We start from the raw sequence: 16,266 nt of genomic DNA on the forward strand, positions 1-16,266 counted from the left end.
GACTATAAAGAATTTTTGTTCCTATGGCTGTGAAGACCAACAGTTTCCAAAAAAATTTCCTCGCGCTGCTGGCCGCGCTGGCGCTGGTGTTATGCGCCGGTGCCAGCGCACAGTCTAGCCAGAGCCCTTTCGCCCCGCCGGGTGCCGCGCAAGATGCCGACTTCCTGCCGGTCGATGAGGCCTATCGCCAGGATTTCCTGTTCGATGCCGCGGGGATCAGCGCCATATTCCAGATAGCGCCGGCCTACTACCTGTATCGGGACAAGCTGGCGCTCTACCGCGTAGATGGGCGCGGCAAAACCGAGCTGCCCCTGAAGCTGCCCGCAGGGGAAGTCATCTGGGACGACTATTTCGAGAAGGAGACCGAGGTCTACCGCCTGCAGCTGGAGATTCCCGTCGAGTTGCAGGGCGCGAGCGGCCCGCTGCAACTGGAGATCCACTACCAGGGCTGCGCCGATGCCGGTCTCTGCTACCCGCCGCAGGTGCGCCAGTTCCGGCTGGACCCTGCCAGTGGCAGCGCCAGCCCCGTCGACGCCGGCGTCGCCCCGGCCCCTCCCGCCCCCCCTGCATCCGGCGGCGCTGGCGAGGGAGGCGGTATGGCCCTGTCCCTGGCGTTATTGCTGGCCTTTGCCGGCGGTCTGCTGCTGAACCTGATGCCCTGCGTCTTTCCGGTACTGTCGATCAAACTGCTGGCCGTCAGCCAGGCGACACGCCACGCGAGCCAGCGCCATCACCACGGCTGGGCCTACAGCGCCGGCGTGGTATTGAGCTTCGTGCTGATCGCGGCACTGATGCTGACACTGCGCGCCGGCGGCGAGGCGGTCGGCTGGGGCTTCCAGTTGCAGTCCCCCTGGCTGGTGGCGGCACTGGCCTATCTGTTTTTCGCCATGGGGCTCAGCCTGTCGGGGCTGAGCGAGTTCGGCGGCAGCCTGATGGGCACCGGCAGCAATCTCAGCGCCCGGCAGGGGCTGCGCGGCTCCTTCGCGACCGGCGCCCTCGCCACACTGGTGGCCAGCCCCTGTACCGCGCCGATGATGGGATCCGCGCTGGGCTTCGCGGTCACCCAGCCGGCCTCGGTGGCACTGCTGGTGTTCGCGGCGCTCGGCGCGGGCATGGCGGCACCCTTCCTGTTGCTGACGTATGTGCCGGCCCTGGCTGACAAGCTGCCGCGCCCGGGCCCGTGGATGGACAGACTGAAACAGCTGCTGGCCTTCCCGATGTACCTGACCGCGGTGTGGCTGCTGTGGGTACTGGGCCGCCAGACCGGCAGCGACGGCGTGACACTGGTGCTCGCCGGTGCGGTGGCGATTGCCTTCGCCCTGTGGCTGTGGCCGCGGCCCCATGAATCCCGGAGCAAGTGGCACTGGGGCAGAAGCGCGACAGCACTGCTGGCACTGGCGTTTGCCGCCCTGCTGCTGCCGCGCCTGACCGCGGTGCAACAGCCCGCGACCACCGCGAGTGGCTACTGGCAAGCCTACTCCGCCGAGCGCCTCAGCGCGGCGCGCAGCGCGGGGCGCCCGGTGCTGGCGAATATGACGGCGGCCTGGTGCATCACCTGCCTGGCCAATGAGAAGGCGGTGCTGTCCAGCGATGAGATCAGCGCGGCCGTGGAGCGGCTCGGCGTAGTGGCCCTGAAGGGCGACTGGACCAATCAGGATCCGCAGATCAGTGCGCTGCTGGCGCAGTACGGGCGTTCGAGTGTACCCCTCTATCTGCTCTACCCGGCCGGGGGCGGCGAGGCAAAGATACTGCCGCAGATACTGAGCCGCGACGGGCTGCTGGCGGAACTCAACGCCGCCGCCGAGAGCGCGCTCAGCACGTCCCGGGCCGAAACCGACGCCAAACTGTCTTTGTAGCCATTCCGCCGGGCAAAAAAGCCACGCACATAATAATTTTGCGCTAAATTTCACGGAAATTTCGCCGAACTGCGGCTAACTTCAATTAACTGTGCCGCAGGCATGGACAGAGAGTCACTTTTGCGGCAAACTCGCCCCGGCGCTCGGGCAAGCTCGCTGAGAATGCGACTTTGCCCGCAAGATAGCTGACTTTCGCCCGATTTTTGTGACTGTTTTGCGCTTTTTCTTCAGAGCACGCTATGGCAAGACTTCTTCTGCTGCACGGCCCCAATCTCAATCTGCTCGGCAGCCGTGAGCCGCATATCTACGGCGCCACAACGCTCGCGCAGATAGACGCGGCCGCCCGCGCCCAGTGCGAAGCCACCGGCCACCAGCTGGAGACCCTGCAGAGCAACAGCGAAGCGGAACTGATCGGGCGGATACAGGCGGCGGCCGGCGAAGGGGTGGACTTTATTGTGATCAACCCCGCCGCCTTTACCCACACCAGCGTGGCGTTGCGCGATGCCCTGGCCGCAGTGGCCATTCCGTTTATCGAGCTGCACCTTTCCAACCCCCACGCACGGGAAGAATTCCGCCGCCACTCCTATTTTTCCGACCTGGCGCGGGGCGTCGTGTGCGGCTTTGGCGCACACAGCTACACCCTGGCCCTGCAGGCAGCCATGCATCAACTGAGTGTGGCGCCGGCCGGTCAATGAACCAGAACTGCCCAAGACACTGAGAGTGAAGAACTATGGATATCCGCAAGATTAAAAAACTGATTGAGCTGCTCGAGGAATCGGATATCGGCGAGCTGGAAATCAAGGAAGGCGAAGAATCCGTGCGCATCAGCCGCGGTACCAGCGGCGCCCACCAGGGGGTAGCGCCGGTTTACGCGGCGCCGCCCGTTCCGGCCGCTGCACCGGCCGCCCCGATGGCAGCGCCGGCCGCCGAAGAGAAGGAAGCGGTACCCGCACTGACCGGTCACCCGGTTAAATCGCCGATGGTCGGCACTTACTATGCCGCGCCCAGCCCCGGCGCAGAGCCCTTCGTGAAGGTGGGCCAGCAAGTCAAGGTGGGCGATGTCATCTGCATCGTCGAGGCGATGAAGATGATGAACCAGATCGAAGCCGACAAGGCCGGCACCATCGAGTCCATCCTGGTGGAAGACGGCCAGCCGGTAGAGTTTGACCAGCCGCTCGTGACCATCGTCTGAGCGGGGTGAGCGAATATGTTTGACAAGATCCTGATTGCCAACCGGGGCGAAATCGCGCTGCGGGTACTGCGCGCCTGTAAGGAGATGGGCATTGCCACCGTGGCCGTGCACTCCCAGGTGGACCGCGACCTCAAGCACGTGCGCCTCGCCGACGAGTCCGTGTGCATCGGCCCCAACCCCTCGCCGCAGAGTTATTTGAACATTCCCGCGATCATCTCCGCGATGGAGATTACCGACGCGGTGGCCGTACACCCCGGCTACGGTTTCCTGGCAGAAAACGCCGACTTCGCCGAACAGGTGCAGAAGAGCGGCTTTACGTTTATCGGCCCGGATCCCGACGTGATCCGCCTGATGGGCGACAAGGTGTCCGCCATCGCCGCGATGAAGAAGGCCGGCGTACCCACGGTGCCCGGCTCCGACGGCCCGCTGCCGGACAACGGAGAGCGCTGCCTGGAGATCGCCCACAAAATCGGTTTCCCGGTGATCATCAAGGCCGCCGCCGGCGGCGGCGGTCGCGGCATGCGCGTGGTGCACACGGAAGCGGCACTGCTGAACGCCATTTCGGTGACCAAGTCCGAAGCCGGCGCCGCTTTCGGTGACAGCACCGTCTATATGGAGAAATTCCTGCAGAACCCGCGCCACGTGGAAATCCAGGTGATGTCCGACGGCCAGGGCAACGCCATCCACCTGGGCGATCGCGACTGCTCCCTGCAGCGCCGTCACCAGAAGGTGCTCGAGGAAGCGCCCGCACCGGGCATTCCCGATGAAGTGCGCCAGGCGGTGTATCAGTCCTGCGTGCAGGCCTGTGTCGATATCGGCTACCGCGGCGCCGGCACCTTCGAGTTCCTCTATGAAGATGAGCGCTTCTACTTCATCGAGATGAACACCCGCATTCAGGTAGAGCACCCGGTCACCGAGATGGTCACCGGTGTCGACCTGATCAAGGAGCAGATCCGCGTCTGCGCCGGCGAAAAACTGTCCCTCACTCAGGACGACATCGTCATTCGCGGCCACGCCTTCGAGTGCCGGATCAATGCGGAAGACCCCAGGACCTTCTTCCCCTGCCCGGGCAAGGTGAACAACTTCCACATCCCCGGCGGTCTGGGTGTGCGCGTCGACTCGCACCTCTATTCCGGCTACACGGTGCCCGCCAACTATGACTCGATGATCGCCAAGGTGATCACCCACGCAGAGGACCGCGCAGCGGCCCTGGCGCGGATGCGCGTTGCCCTGTCGGAGCTGATTGTCGACGGCATCAAGACCAACATCCCGCTGCAGGAAGAACTGGTGCGCGACAGCGCCTTCGCCGAGGGCGGGGTGAATATTCACTACCTCGAGAAAAAGCTGGGGCTTTAGGCCGGGAGCGCGGAGCTCCAGCTCCGCTTGCGGGCCGCAGGGCCCCACGGAAGCGGAGCTCCGTAAGCAGGCCCTTCGGCGGCCCTGCTACCGCGGGCAGTTTGCGGGACACGCCGTGAATCCATCCCTGGAGGCTTGTCGGCGAGGTCCCTCTCGCCGACAAAACGGCAGGAGTGCCGTTTTGGACGCCGGAGGCGCCCGAAGGGCGAGGGGCATGGATGGCCCGAGTCACAGTCCCGCAAACTGCCCCCGGCATCAGGGCCTTCGCGACGAATTCATGTATTCTTCCGCCCCGATTGCGGCCACCGGCCGCTCCACGCTTTCGCGGCGCCTTTGGCCCTACACTTAGCACTCACCACCTACCACCGGTCACCAAGAAGATGCCCTGGCTCCAACTCCGCGTAGACACCGATCGCGAACACGCTGAAAAAATCGAGGATGCACTGCTGTTTGCCGGCGCCGTGTCCGTAACCCTGGAGGACAACGCCGACCAGCCGATCCTGGAACCGGGTCTCGGCGAAGTGCCGCTGTGGGACCAGACCCGGGTCACCGGACTGTTCGACGCGACCGTGGACACGGCGGTGACCGAGGCCAAGGCCGCCTCCTACCTGTGCGAGCTGCTGCCCAACGCGCGCTGGGAGCAGCTGGAAGACAAGGACTGGGAGCGGGAGTGGATGTCGCACTACAAGCCGATCCAGTGCGGCGACAATCTCTGGATCTGTCCCAGCTGGTGCGAGCCGCCGGAGCCGCAAGCGGTGAACCTGCTGCTGGACCCCGGCCTCGCCTTCGGCACCGGCACTCACCCCACCACCTTCCTGTGCCTGCAGTGGCTGGCTGGCGAGGATCTGGCCGGCAGCAGTGTCATCGACTTCGGCTGTGGCTCCGGCATTCTCGGCATAGGCGCACTGCTGCTCGGCGCCGAACGGGCGATGGGTACCGATATCGACCTCCAGGCGCTGATCGCCAGCCGCGACAACGCCGAGCGCAACGGTATCGATCCCGGGCGCTTCCCGGTGTACCTGCCCGAGAAGATGCCGCAGGAGCCGGCAGACGTGATGCTCGCCAATATCCTTGCCGGCCCGCTGGTAGAGCTGGCACCGCAACTGGCGCAGCTGACTCGTGTCGGCGGCCGCATCTGCCTGTCCGGCATACTGGCCTCCCAGGCCGAAAAGGTGAAAGCCGCCTACCGCCCCTGGATCGATTTTGACGACGACGGCCAGCGCGAGGACTGGGTGCGCCTGAGCGGCACGCGCGTCCGCTGAATTCCCCGGAACCACTACGCGGCCGCGGGACAGGCTGATAGACTTGACCGCCTGATAAAACTTTCCGAACAAGCATGTCGCAACTGGTAACCCGCTGCCCCCACTGCAGCACGTCCTTTCATGTCAATGAACAGCAGCTGCGCGCGGCCCGCGGTGCCGTGCGCTGCGGCTCCTGTCTGCAGGTATTCCGCGCCGACGAAAATATCGTCTTTACCGACAGCGATCCGGCGGCGGGCAAGGACCTCGAGGCCCTGCTCGAGGAAGACGACTTCCTGATTCACGACGACATAGACCTGGACGACGATGAAGAGCCGGCGCCGCCCACGGTGGCCGTAACGCCGCGCGGCGATTCCGGCGCCGAACGCGGCGACGACGGGATCGAAGGCGAGCCGCTGATCGGCGAAGCCTTCGGCGACAGCCAGTGGCAGGACATCGCCGCCTCCCCCGCAGCTGACGAGGATGATGAGGACGACGATAGTGCAGCGGTACTAAAAGGGGACCTGGCCGACTGGGATGACGATCCCTGGGCCAACGAAATCCCGGAGCCGCCGCAAAAGCGCGAGCCGACCTTCGCCACCGACTGGCACGACGAGGAGACCGGCGACGAATTCAGTGAGCAACTGGCGCATATCAAGGCCCACGCGGCTGAGCCGAAAGCCCGCACAGGCCCGGCGTTTTCCGTCAATCCGGAGCGCGAGCGGTTGATCTCGGCGATAGAGCCGGCGCCACTCGAAGTCGCGTGGCAGCCGCGGCGCGACAGGAGAATACCCGGCTGGCTGTGGTGGTTGCTGGCAATCCTGCTGGTCGCTGGTATCGCGGTGCAGCTCGCCTACTTCCGCTTCGACAGCCTGAGCAAACAGCAGCCCTGGCGCGACCTCTACGCAAAAATCTGTCCGCTGCTGGACTGCCGGCTACCGCCGCTGGAGGACTTGCAAGCCATCCACACCGCCAATCTGATGGTGCGCAGCCACCCGCAGCTGGCCGGCGCACTGGTCGTGGACGCGGTACTGCTCAATACGGCGCCCTATACGCAGCCATTCCCGAGCCTGCTACTCAGCTTCAGCGACCTGAAGAACAAGCCGGTGGCGAGTCGGCGGTTTGCCCCCGCGGACTACCTGCAGGGCGAACTGGCCGGCCGCCGGCAGATGCCCAGCGGCAGTCCGGTGCATATCGCCATAGAGATAGTGGATCCCGGCAGCGAGGCGGTGAATTACGAGCTCCATATTGCGCACTGAAGCACACGCTCCTTGTGAGATGGCGCAGCAAGCTGGCGCATAAAACTGCCAAAACTGCGCATTCCGCGAACTAAACGCGCACCGCGCAACCAATTTGCCCGCTTTTTCGCTTTTCCAACGTCGGGGCAGCGGCTATCATAGGCGGCTCTTTGATTCCGGGCTGATGGCTCTTTGATCCCGGGCTGAAGGCTCTTTGATCCCGGGCTGAAGGCTCTTTGATCCTAAACCGAAGTCTCATTCGACGCCCGAGCGGAGCTGCAGTGTCCATCGCCCTAGGCCCTTACGTGATCGAAAATCCGGTAATTCTGGCGCCCATGGCCGGTGTTACCGATCGCCCCTTCCGCCGGCTGTGCCGGAAACTGGGCGCCGGCCTGGTGGTGTCGGAGATGGTGACTTCCGACACCCGCCTGTGGAACAGCCGCAAATCGCGGCTGCGCCTCGATCACGGTGGAGAGGGAGCCCCCATATCGGTGCAGATCGCCGGCGGCGATCCGGATATGATGGCCGAGGCGGCGCGAGAGAATGTCCGCCGCGGCGCCCAGATCATCGATATCAATATGGGCTGCCCGGCGAAGAAGGTTTGCAAAAAGGCGGCGGGCTCTGCGCTGCTGCGGGACGAAAAACTGGTCGCGGATATTCTGGAAGCCGTGGTTCAGTCCGTCTCAGTACCAGTGACCCTGAAAATCCGCACCGGCTGGTGCACGGATACTCGCAACGGGGTCACGGTGGCCAGAATGGCCGAAGACATTGGTATCGCTGCGCTGGCAGTTCACGGTCGCACCCGCGCCTGTGGCTACCACGGCCAGGCCGAATTCGATACCATTGCCGAAATTGTATCCAGGGTGAGAATTCCGGTTTTCGCCAATGGTGACATCGCCAGTGCGGAGCGGGCCCGAGAGGTGCTCGACTACACAGGCGCTGCTGCAGTCATGGTTGGCCGTGCAGCACAGGGACGGCCATGGATTTTTCGGGAGATAGCTCATCACCTCGCCACCGGCGGGAGGCTGCCCGAACCCTCACTGGATGAAGTCAGGGATATTTTGCTCGCCCATTTGGGTGAATTGCACCGTTTCTACGGTGATGTGATGGGGGTCCGTATCGCCCGCAAGCATGTGGGGTGGTACCTGAAGACACTCGCGGGGAGCGAGTCCTTTCGCAAGACCTTTTTTCAACTTGAAAGCGCAGAAGCACAACATGCCAGCGTTCATGAGTGGTTTGAACGCCGAATAACGAGAGGGGCACAAGCGGCATGACTAACGAAGCACTGATTCCGGATACTGGCAGCGAAGAAGTATCCGCCGGGGGACAGACTCAACTGGCGCAGCCGCAGCAGCAGTCTCTGCGCGACGCCGTTGAGCAGGCAATGGAGAACTACTTCCGCCACCTGGACGGCCAGATGGTCACCGACGTCTACGACATGGTGCTGTCAGAAATTGAAGCACCCATGCTGGAAGTGGTGATGAAATACACTCGCCACAACCAGACTCGCGCGGCACATCTGCTGGGCCTTAACCGCGGCACCCTGCGCAAGAAGCTGAAGCGCTACGGGCTGCTGTAAGCACCGCGCCGCGCCGGCGGCACAGACAACTTGAGGGGGGATGGGGTCACTCATCCCCCCTCGCTATTTGCTGGCGGCAGGTTTTGCCGGCCCAGCAGCTGCTAATCCAGCCCCGTGGCTTCCTTCAATTCCAGGTTACCGGCACCGTTAGCGGCATTTTTGCTCTCTGAGCCAGACCAGAGGCAGCTACCCTTTTCAGAAACTCAGATGGACCAAGTGCTATGACTGACAAGGTTGCGATTCGCCGCGCGCTGATCAGCGTGTCGGACAAGAGCGGAATCGTGGAATTCTCCCGACAACTCGCCGACATGGGCGTAGAAATCCTCTCCACCGGCGGCACCCACCGCCAGCTGAAGGAGGCCGGCATTCCTGTCGTGGAAGTCTCCGACTACACCGGCTTCCCGGAGATGATGGACGGGCGGGTGAAAACCCTGCACCCGAAAGTTCACGGCGGCATCCTCGGCCGTCGCGGCACCGACGACAGTGTCATGTCCGAGCACGGCATCACCCCGATCGATATGGTGGTGGTGAACCTCTACCCCTTTGCCCAGACTGTGGCCAAGCCGGACTGCACCTTAGCGGACGCGATCGAGAACATCGATATCGGTGGTCCGACCATGGTGCGCGCCGCAGCCAAGAACCATAAAGATGTCGCCATCGTCGTAAATGCCAGCGACTACGACGGCATCATCGCCGAACTGAAAGCCAATGACGGTGCCCTGAACCAGTCCAGCCGCTTCGATCTGGCCGTGAAGGCCTTCGAACACACCGCCGGCTACGACGGCGCCATCGCCAACTACCTTGGTTCAATCGCCGCGGGCGCCGGCGCGATCGAGGACGGCGAAAAACAGCAGTTCCCGCGCACATTTAACAGCCAGTTCATCAAGAAGCTGGACCTGCGCTACGGCGAGAACCCGCATCAGAAAAGCGCCTTCTATGTAGAGGCCAACCCGGCCGAGGCCGGCATCGCCACCGCCGAGCAGCTGCAGGGCAAGGAACTGTCCTACAACAACATTGCCGACACCGACGCGGCGCTGGAGTGCGTGAAGGCCTTCGACGAACCCGCCTGTGTGATCGTCAAGCACGCCAACCCCTGCGGTGTGGCCATCGCGGCAGACATCGGCAAGGCCTACGACCTGGCCTTCGCCACCGACAGCGAATCCGCTTTCGGCGGCATCATCGCCTTCAACCGCGAGCTGGACGGCGCTACCGCGAAAGCCATCGTCGAACGCCAGTTCGTCGAAGTGATTATCGCGCCCTCGGTCTCCGAGGAGGCCAAGGCGGCAGTCGCCGAGAAGAAAAACGTGCGCCTGCTGATCTGCGGCCAGTGGGGTGCGGAGCGCGTGCCGGCACTGGATTACAAGCGCGTCAACGGCGGTCTGCTGGTACAGGATCGCGACGACGGCGTCGTCACCGCAGCCGACCTGAAGGTGGTCACCAGGCGCCAGCCGAGCGAGGAAGAAATCCGCGACCTGCTGTTCACCTGGAAGGTGGCCAAGTTCGTCAAATCCAACGCCATCGTCTACGGCCAGGGCGGCCGCACCATCGGGGTCGGCGCCGGCCAGATGAGCCGCGTCAACTCCGCGCGTATCGCCGCAATCAAGGCGGAGCATGCGGGCCTCGCGGTACAGGGCTCGGTGATGGCCTCCGACGCCTTCTTCCCGTTCCGCGACGGTATCGACAACGCCGCCAAAGTGGGCATCCGCGCGGTCATCCAGCCCGGCGGCTCCATGCGCGACGAGGAAGTCATCACCGCGGCGGACGAACACGACATGGCGATGGTCTTCACCGGCATGCGCCACTTTCGTCATTGAGGGGCGTCATTGTGAGGCGCCACTGATAACCGACTTTCAGGCACAAGCCGGCGCGCAAAGGGCCGGCTTTTTCTTGCCCGCAGGAATTCCGGGCTAAAATACGGCATCTAAATCCGTACCCAATGGACTACACCGGCCGACTCAGGGGGAATAAAGAATGAATGTATTGATCATCGGCTCAGGCGGCCGCGAGCACGCACTGGCATGGAAAGCGGCACAGAACCCCGCCGTCGACACCGTCTTCGTGGCACCCGGCAATGCCGGCACCGCGCACGAACCCAAGTTGCAGAATCTCGCCATCGGCGTAGATAACTTCCCGGCCCTGGCAGATTTTGCCGAGGAGAATGGCGTCGAGCTCACCATCGTCGGCCCCGAGGCGCCGCTGGTAGACGGCATCGTCGATTTCTTCAACGCTCGCGGCCTGGCCATCTTCGGCCCCAGCAAGGGCGCAGCGCAGCTGGAGGGCTCCAAGGCCTTCACCAAGGACTTCCTCGAGCGCCACAAGATCCCCACCGCCGCCTACCGCAACTTCACCGAAATCGAGCCGGCCATTGAATATATCCGCGAGTGCGGTGCGCCGATCGTCGTCAAGGCGGACGGCCTGGCCGCCGGCAAGGGCGTCATCGTCGCCGAGACTGAACAGCAGGCAGAGCTGGCGGTGCGTGACATGCTGTCCGGCAATGCGTTCGGCGAAGCCGGCTGTCGCGTCGTGATCGAGGAGTTCCTGACCGGTGAAGAGGCTAGCTTTATCGTCATGGTGGACGGCGAGCACATACTGCCGATGGCCACCAGCCAGGACCACAAGCGGGTCGGCGACGGCGACACCGGCCCCAATACCGGCGGCATGGGCGCCTACTCCCCCGCCCCGGTCGTCACAGACAGCGTCTACCAGCGCATCATGAAGGAAGTCATCGAACCCACGGTAAAGGGGCTCGCCGCAGAGGGCACGCCCTACACTGGCTTCCTCTACGCCGGCCTGATGATCGACACCGAGGGCGCGCCCAAGGTGATCGAATACAACTGCCGCTTTGGCGATCCGGAAACACAGCCGATCATGATGCGCCTCAAATCCGACCTGGTAGCCTTGTGCCAGGCGGCGCTGGACAAGCGCCTGGACCAGGTGAGCGCCGAGTGGGATTCGCGGCCGGCCCTCGGTGTCGTGCTCGCGGCCCACGGCTACCCGGGCAGCTACCGCAAGGGCGATGCCATCAGCGGCCTGGATCGCGCCGACAGCGACAATGCCAAGGTCTTCCACGCCGGCACCGCGCTGGACGGCGAGCGGGTGGTCACCAACGGTGGCCGTGTCCTCTGCGCCACCGCGCTGGGCGACAGCGTCGCCGAGGCCCAGGCGAATGCCTATACCTGCGCCCGCGCCATCTACTGGGACGGCGTCTTCTACCGCAAGGATATTGGCTACCGCGCGATAGAGCGGGAAGAGGCCGCCACCAGCTGACACTGCAGGAGCGGCCCATGGCCGCGCCCCTGGGAACGCCGAGCTCCAGCTCGGCATCGCGGCCGCCGGCCGCTCCTACGAGACTTCGAAAACAGCGGGAGCAGTTACGATGAGTGAGCGCAAACTGACCGGCCTGGACCGGCTGCTGCTGCAGGCCGACCGCGCGCTGCGCACTCTGAGCCCCGGCGCACCCGGCTATGGGCGCCCGTCGCCAGCCAGAGCCGAGGAAGAGACAGAGATGTCCGATGCCGAGCGCCGGCACGCGGCCGGCCTGATGCGGGTCAACCACAGCGGTGAGGTCTGCGCCCAGGCCCTCTACCAGGGCCAGGCGCTGACCGCCAAACTGCCGGAAGTGCGCGGCGAAATGGAGCGCGCTGCAGACGAGGAGATAGACCACCTGGCCTGGTGCGAACAGCGTCTGCGCGAGCTGGACAGCCACCCCAGCCTGCTGAACCCGCTCTGGTACGGGCTGTCCTTCGGCCTGGGCGCCGCCGCCGGCAAGGTCAGCGACCGCATCAGCCTCGGCTTTGTGGCCGCCACCGAGGAACAGGTGTGCAAACACCTGGAGAGTCACCTGCAGCGCCTGCCGGCCCAGGACCGGAGGAGCCGGGCAGTGGTGGAGCAGATGCAGATTGAAGAGCAAGAACACGGCCACGCCGCGCTGGAAGCAGGCGGCGCCCGCTTCCCGGCGCCACTGAAAGGACTGATGTCGCTGGTTTCAAAAGTGATGACATCGGCCAGCTATCGGATCTGAGCGGGGCTAGGGGCCCGGCAGGAGTCCCGAAGCTCGATGCGAAGGCCCTGCGGCCGCCCACAAGCCGCTTACACTTTATGGCTTCCGCCGTCACAGCTCCTCGACGCGGTAACTGTGGACTATCTCCACGCCGGCGTTTCTGAGCATGATCGATGCCGAGCAGTATTTTTCCGCCGACAGCTCAACCGCCCGCGCCACCTGGGCCTCTTTCAGGCCGCGTCCGCGCACCACAAACTCCATTTCGATACGGGTAAAGGGCGCGGGGGTCGCATCCGGGCGCTCGCCGTTCAGCTCGCAGTGGCAGGACAGGATGTCCTGGCGCGCCTTCTGCAGGATACTGACCACGTCGTAGGAGGCACAGCCGCCGACACCCAGCAGTATCATCTCCATCGGGCGAATGCCGTTGTTCTTGCGCCCCCCCTCCATCACTACCGAATTGCCGCTGCCGGCTTCACCGACAAAAGTCAGCCCATCCACCCAGGTAACCCTGCCCTGCATCGCCTCGCTCCTTATGTATTAGAGAGGGCGCAAAGCTTAGCATATTGCGTCGCTGTAACCTGAGTGGTCTGTTTTTCCGGTATAGTGGCCGGAGTGCCGTGTCGCCAGATGCGAATCCCCGGTCAGCAACCCGGCCGGTTGCCAGCGAACTTCGCAGCCGTTATAAGGTCTGTTCTGGGATAGCCCCTGCCCTGGCATCGCAAAGACGCGGCAAAGGTGTCGCAAGTCACACTGCGAGAGTTTCCCGAGCTCAGCCACTGTTGAGGACAGTTAATTCGCGCCATAATTTGCGCGTGCTGCTGCGCACGCTGGTCGGGATCAGGCACAAGATTAAAAAATAAGGAGTAGATCCGTGACGGTTGCTACCGAAGAAACAATGACTACAGGCAATATCGAAGACTTCCTGGCCCACTGCCACCGGCGCCGCTACCCGGCCAAGAGCACTATCATCTACGCCGGCGACCGCTGCGAATCCCTCTATTTCATCATGCGCGGCTCTGTCACCGTTCTGATCGAGGACGACGAGGGGCGCGAGATGATCGTCGCCTATCTGAACGACGGCGACTTCTTCGGCGAGATGGGCCTGTTCGATCAGGACACCCGCAGTGCCTGGGTGCGCACCAAGACCGAGTGCGAAGTGGCGGAGATCTCCTACAGCAAGTTCCAGGAACTGACCCGCCAGCATCCGGAATTCCTGTTCGCTCTGGCCACCCAGATGGCCGGCCGCCTGCGCAACACCACGCGCAAGGTCGGCGACCTGGCCTTCCTCGATGTCACCGGCCGCGTAGCCCGCACCCTGCTGGACCTGTGCAACGAACCGGATGCGATGACCCACCCGGAGGGCATGCAGATCAAAATCACCCGCCAGGAAATCGGCCGTATCGTCGGCTGTTCGCGGGAGATGGTCGGCCGGGTGCTGAAGACCCTGGAAGAACAGGGTCTGGTATCGGTGAAAGGCAAGACGATGGTGGTCTATGGGACCCGCTGAATAGCCACCGGACTCCAATCTGTAGGGGCGATCCTTGTGATCGCCCTTTTTCGTTTGTGAAGCCCGATAGTTGCAATGATGTGGAAGTTTAGGTCTTGCTGCCGGTGGCCTCTTGCGGGACTGTCTGCGAGAGGGACCTCGCAGACAAGCCTCCAGGGATGTATTTAGGGGGGGCGCCTAGCCCGTGTCCCGCAAGAGGCCACCGGCAGCAGGACCGCCCCGTTCTATATACAGGCCGCCCTCGCAGTGGCGGGCCCTTGGCCCGCTTGCCGAGCTGGAGCTCGGCGCTCCCGGCGGCGCGTGCCCGGCTAGTTAAACATCTCCATCAGCTTCCGCCCCGGCTCCACTTCGCGCATAAACGCCTCACCGACCAGAAAGCTGTTCACATTGTGACCGCGCATGGCCGCCACGTCGTCGCTGGTGTGAATACCGCTCTCGGTCACCACGATGCGATCGTCGGGAATCAGGTCCAGCAGCTTGAAGGTAGTCTCCAGCTGCACCTCAAAGGTGTGCAGATTGCGGTTGTTGATACCGATCAGGCGGTTGGGCAGCGTTAGCGCCCGCTCCAGCTCCGCCCGGTTGTGGACCTCTACCAGCACGTCCAGCCCAAGTTCCAGCGCCAGGCCGTTTAGATCCCGCATCTGCGCATCCTCCAGGCAGGCGGCGATCAGCAGTATGCAGTCGGCACCGATGGCGCGGGCCTCGCACACCTGGTAGGGGTCCACCGTGAAATCCTTGCGCAGCACCGGCAGGCGCACGGCGTTGCGCGCCTGCTGCAGGTAGGCGTCGGCACCCTGGAAAAAATCCACATCCGTCAGCACCGACAGACAGGCGGCGCCGCCCCTCTCATAGCTGGTGGCGATTTCGGCCGGGATAAAGTCCGCGCGTATCACCCCCTTGCTGGGCGAGGCCTTCTTGATCTCGGCGATCACCGCAGGCTCGCCTTGGCTGAGCTTGTTTTCGATCGCGGCGACGAAACCGCGGGCAGCTGGCTGATCCAGGGCCCGCGCGCGCATCTCCTCCAGCGGACACTGCCGCTTGCGCTCGGCCACCTCCTGCCACTTGCGCTCGACGATGGTCTTCAGGATGGTGGGCGTGCTCACTGCGGTTTCTCCTCTGCGCTCACGGCTGTCTCCGGGCGGAAGGCGCTGGTAAAGGCGGCCAGGTCGTTGATCTTCTCGCCGGCCAGACCGCTGGCGATGGCGTCCTGGGCCATGACCACGCCCTGTTCGGCGGAGTCGGCGACGCCGCTGACGTAGATGGCGAGGCCCGCGTTCAGGGCGATGATGTCCGCGGCCTTCTGCCCCGCCTCGGTGGCGCATTTGCCCAGCGCATCGCGGATCAGCGCCAGTGACTCTGCGGAACCGGACACGCAGAGCCCGTCGAGGCTCTGGCGCGCGATACCGAAATCCTCCGGGCGGATAACCCGCTCGCGCAGTACGCCATCTTTCAGCTCCACCGCGAAGGTGTCGGCGGCGAGACTCACCTCGTCCAGGCCGTCTTCACTGTGCAGTACCAATGCGTGTTCGGAGCCCAGACTCTGCAGTACTTCCGCCAGGATACGGCAATAGTGTTTGTCGTAGACGCCGATGACCTGGCGCTTCACCCCGGCGGGGTTGGTCAAGGGGCCGAGCAGATTGAAGATGGTGCGCATGCCCAGTGCCCTGCGGGCAGGGCCCACGTGACGCACGGCGCTATGGTAACTGGGGGCGAACATAAAGCCGACGCCAATGGTGTCGATACAGCGGCTCACCTGCGCCGGAGTAAGCTCGAGAAAGATACCGGCGTGCTCGAGCAGGTCGGCGGCGCCGCAGCTGGACGACACCGAGCGGTTGCCGTGCTTGGCGACGCGCGCACCCGCGGCGGCGGCGACAAAGCTGGCGGCACTGGAGACGTTGAACAGATTGGCGCCGTCACCGCCGGTACCGACGATATCCACCGCATTGGTCAGGTCGAGTTCCACCGGAGTTGCCAGCTCGCGCATGGTCTCCACGGCGCCGGCGATCTCGTCGACGGTCTCGCCGCGAATCCGCAGGGCCACCAGCAGCGCGCCTATCTGCGCCTCCTCGGCCTCACCGCGCATTATCTGCCCCACCGCCTCACGCATCTCCGCGCGGCTCAGGTGTTCGCCGTCCACCAGTTTGGCGATGGCCTGTTGGATATTCATTATCTTTCTCCCCAAGACTCGAATAGGACGCATTTTCGGTATGCGAAGGCGCTGATGCTGGGAACTGTTTGCGAGACTGTCGGCGGGAGGGACCCCGCCGACAAGCCTACATGGATGTATTCACGGCGTGTCT

Annotated in this window: 15 protein-coding genes; 12 read left to right on the plus strand and 3 right to left on the minus strand. The window is 64.0% G+C overall.

Going from position 1 to position 16,266, the window contains the following annotated elements; all coding sequences use genetic code 11:
• The first annotated feature begins 23 nt into the window (after positions 1-23).
• The 11 genes from RRF64_RS09460 to coq7 all read left to right on the plus strand — a co-directional run bounded on the left by RRF64_RS09460 (position 24) and on the right by coq7 (position 12,480).
• Entirely contained in the window at positions 24-1,856 is a 1,833-nt protein-coding gene (locus tag RRF64_RS09460; RefSeq protein WP_323845640.1) for a protein-disulfide reductase DsbD family protein, read from the plus strand.
• 239 nt (positions 1,857-2,095) lie between these two features.
• Entirely contained in the window at positions 2,096-2,551 is a 456-nt protein-coding gene (gene aroQ / locus RRF64_RS09465) for a type II 3-dehydroquinate dehydratase (RefSeq protein WP_323845641.1), read from the plus strand.
• 35 nt (positions 2,552-2,586) lie between these two features.
• On the plus strand, positions 2,587-3,048 hold the full coding sequence (gene accB, locus RRF64_RS09470; protein WP_323845642.1) for an acetyl-CoA carboxylase biotin carboxyl carrier protein: 462 nt from the start codon (positions 2,587-2,589) through the stop codon (positions 3,046-3,048).
• Positions 3,049-3,063: 15 nt separating this feature from the next.
• The gene (accC, locus tag RRF64_RS09475; RefSeq protein WP_323845643.1) at positions 3,064-4,404 is read left to right on the plus strand and encodes an acetyl-CoA carboxylase biotin carboxylase subunit; all 1,341 of its coding nucleotides are present in this window, start codon (positions 3,064-3,066) and stop codon (positions 4,402-4,404) included.
• A gap of 380 nt (positions 4,405-4,784) precedes the next feature.
• A complete protein-coding gene (gene prmA, locus RRF64_RS09480; RefSeq protein WP_323845644.1) occupies positions 4,785-5,666 on the plus strand; it encodes a 50S ribosomal protein L11 methyltransferase in 882 nt (293 codons plus the stop codon).
• Between the two features lie 74 nt (positions 5,667-5,740).
• Positions 5,741-6,901: a DUF3426 domain-containing protein gene (locus tag RRF64_RS09485; RefSeq protein WP_323845645.1), complete on the plus strand. Its 1,161-nt coding sequence runs from the start codon at positions 5,741-5,743 to the stop codon at positions 6,899-6,901.
• Positions 6,902-7,215: 314 nt separating this feature from the next.
• On the plus strand, positions 7,216-8,154 hold the full coding sequence (dusB, locus tag RRF64_RS09490; RefSeq protein WP_323846684.1) for a tRNA dihydrouridine synthase DusB: 939 nt from the start codon (positions 7,216-7,218) through the stop codon (positions 8,152-8,154).
• Complete coding sequence (fis, locus tag RRF64_RS09495; protein ID WP_323845646.1) at positions 8,151-8,459, plus strand: DNA-binding transcriptional regulator Fis; 309 nt, start codon at positions 8,151-8,153, stop codon at positions 8,457-8,459. The genes dusB and fis overlap by 4 nt, the downstream gene beginning before the upstream one ends.
• 221 nt (positions 8,460-8,680) lie before the next feature.
• Positions 8,681-10,273, plus strand: coding sequence for a bifunctional phosphoribosylaminoimidazolecarboxamide formyltransferase/IMP cyclohydrolase (gene purH / locus RRF64_RS09500; RefSeq protein ID WP_323845647.1), 1,593 nt, complete (start codon positions 8,681-8,683; stop codon positions 10,271-10,273).
• A 157-nt stretch (positions 10,274-10,430) separates the two neighbouring features.
• Complete coding sequence (gene purD, locus RRF64_RS09505; protein ID WP_323845648.1) at positions 10,431-11,726, plus strand: phosphoribosylamine--glycine ligase; 1,296 nt, start codon at positions 10,431-10,433, stop codon at positions 11,724-11,726.
• A 109-nt stretch (positions 11,727-11,835) separates the two neighbouring features.
• Positions 11,836-12,480: a 2-polyprenyl-3-methyl-6-methoxy-1,4-benzoquinone monooxygenase gene (gene coq7 / locus RRF64_RS09510; protein WP_323845649.1), complete on the plus strand. Its 645-nt coding sequence runs from the start codon at positions 11,836-11,838 to the stop codon at positions 12,478-12,480.
• A gap of 90 nt (positions 12,481-12,570) precedes the next feature.
• Here coq7 and RRF64_RS09515 read toward each other — a convergent pair whose 3' ends face one another.
• Complete coding sequence (locus RRF64_RS09515; RefSeq protein WP_323845650.1) at positions 12,571-12,978, minus strand: OsmC family protein; 408 nt, start codon at positions 12,976-12,978, stop codon at positions 12,571-12,573.
• Positions 12,979-13,330: 352 nt separating this feature from the next.
• On the opposite strand from RRF64_RS09515, the gene crp reads away from it, so the two are divergent.
• Positions 13,331-13,966 carry a cAMP-activated global transcriptional regulator CRP gene (crp, locus tag RRF64_RS09520; RefSeq protein WP_323845651.1) on the plus strand — a complete coding sequence of 212 codons (636 nt, stop codon included), beginning with the start codon at positions 13,331-13,333 and terminating at the stop codon, positions 13,964-13,966.
• 308 nt (positions 13,967-14,274) lie between these two features.
• Here the strand turns inward: crp and trpC are convergent, their stop codons facing one another.
• The gene (trpC, locus tag RRF64_RS09525) at positions 14,275-15,069 is read right to left on the minus strand and encodes an indole-3-glycerol phosphate synthase TrpC (protein WP_323845652.1); all 795 of its coding nucleotides are present in this window, start codon (positions 15,067-15,069) and stop codon (positions 14,275-14,277) included.
• A complete protein-coding gene (gene trpD / locus RRF64_RS09530; RefSeq protein WP_323845653.1) occupies positions 15,066-16,133 on the minus strand; it encodes an anthranilate phosphoribosyltransferase in 1,068 nt (355 codons plus the stop codon). The genes trpC and trpD overlap by 4 nt, the downstream gene beginning before the upstream one ends.
• Between the last annotated feature and the right edge of the window lie 133 nt (positions 16,134-16,266).

The organism is Microbulbifer magnicolonia (assembly GCF_035117725.1).
Taxonomy (GTDB): domain Bacteria; phylum Pseudomonadota; class Gammaproteobacteria; order Pseudomonadales; family Cellvibrionaceae; genus Microbulbifer; species Microbulbifer magnicolonia.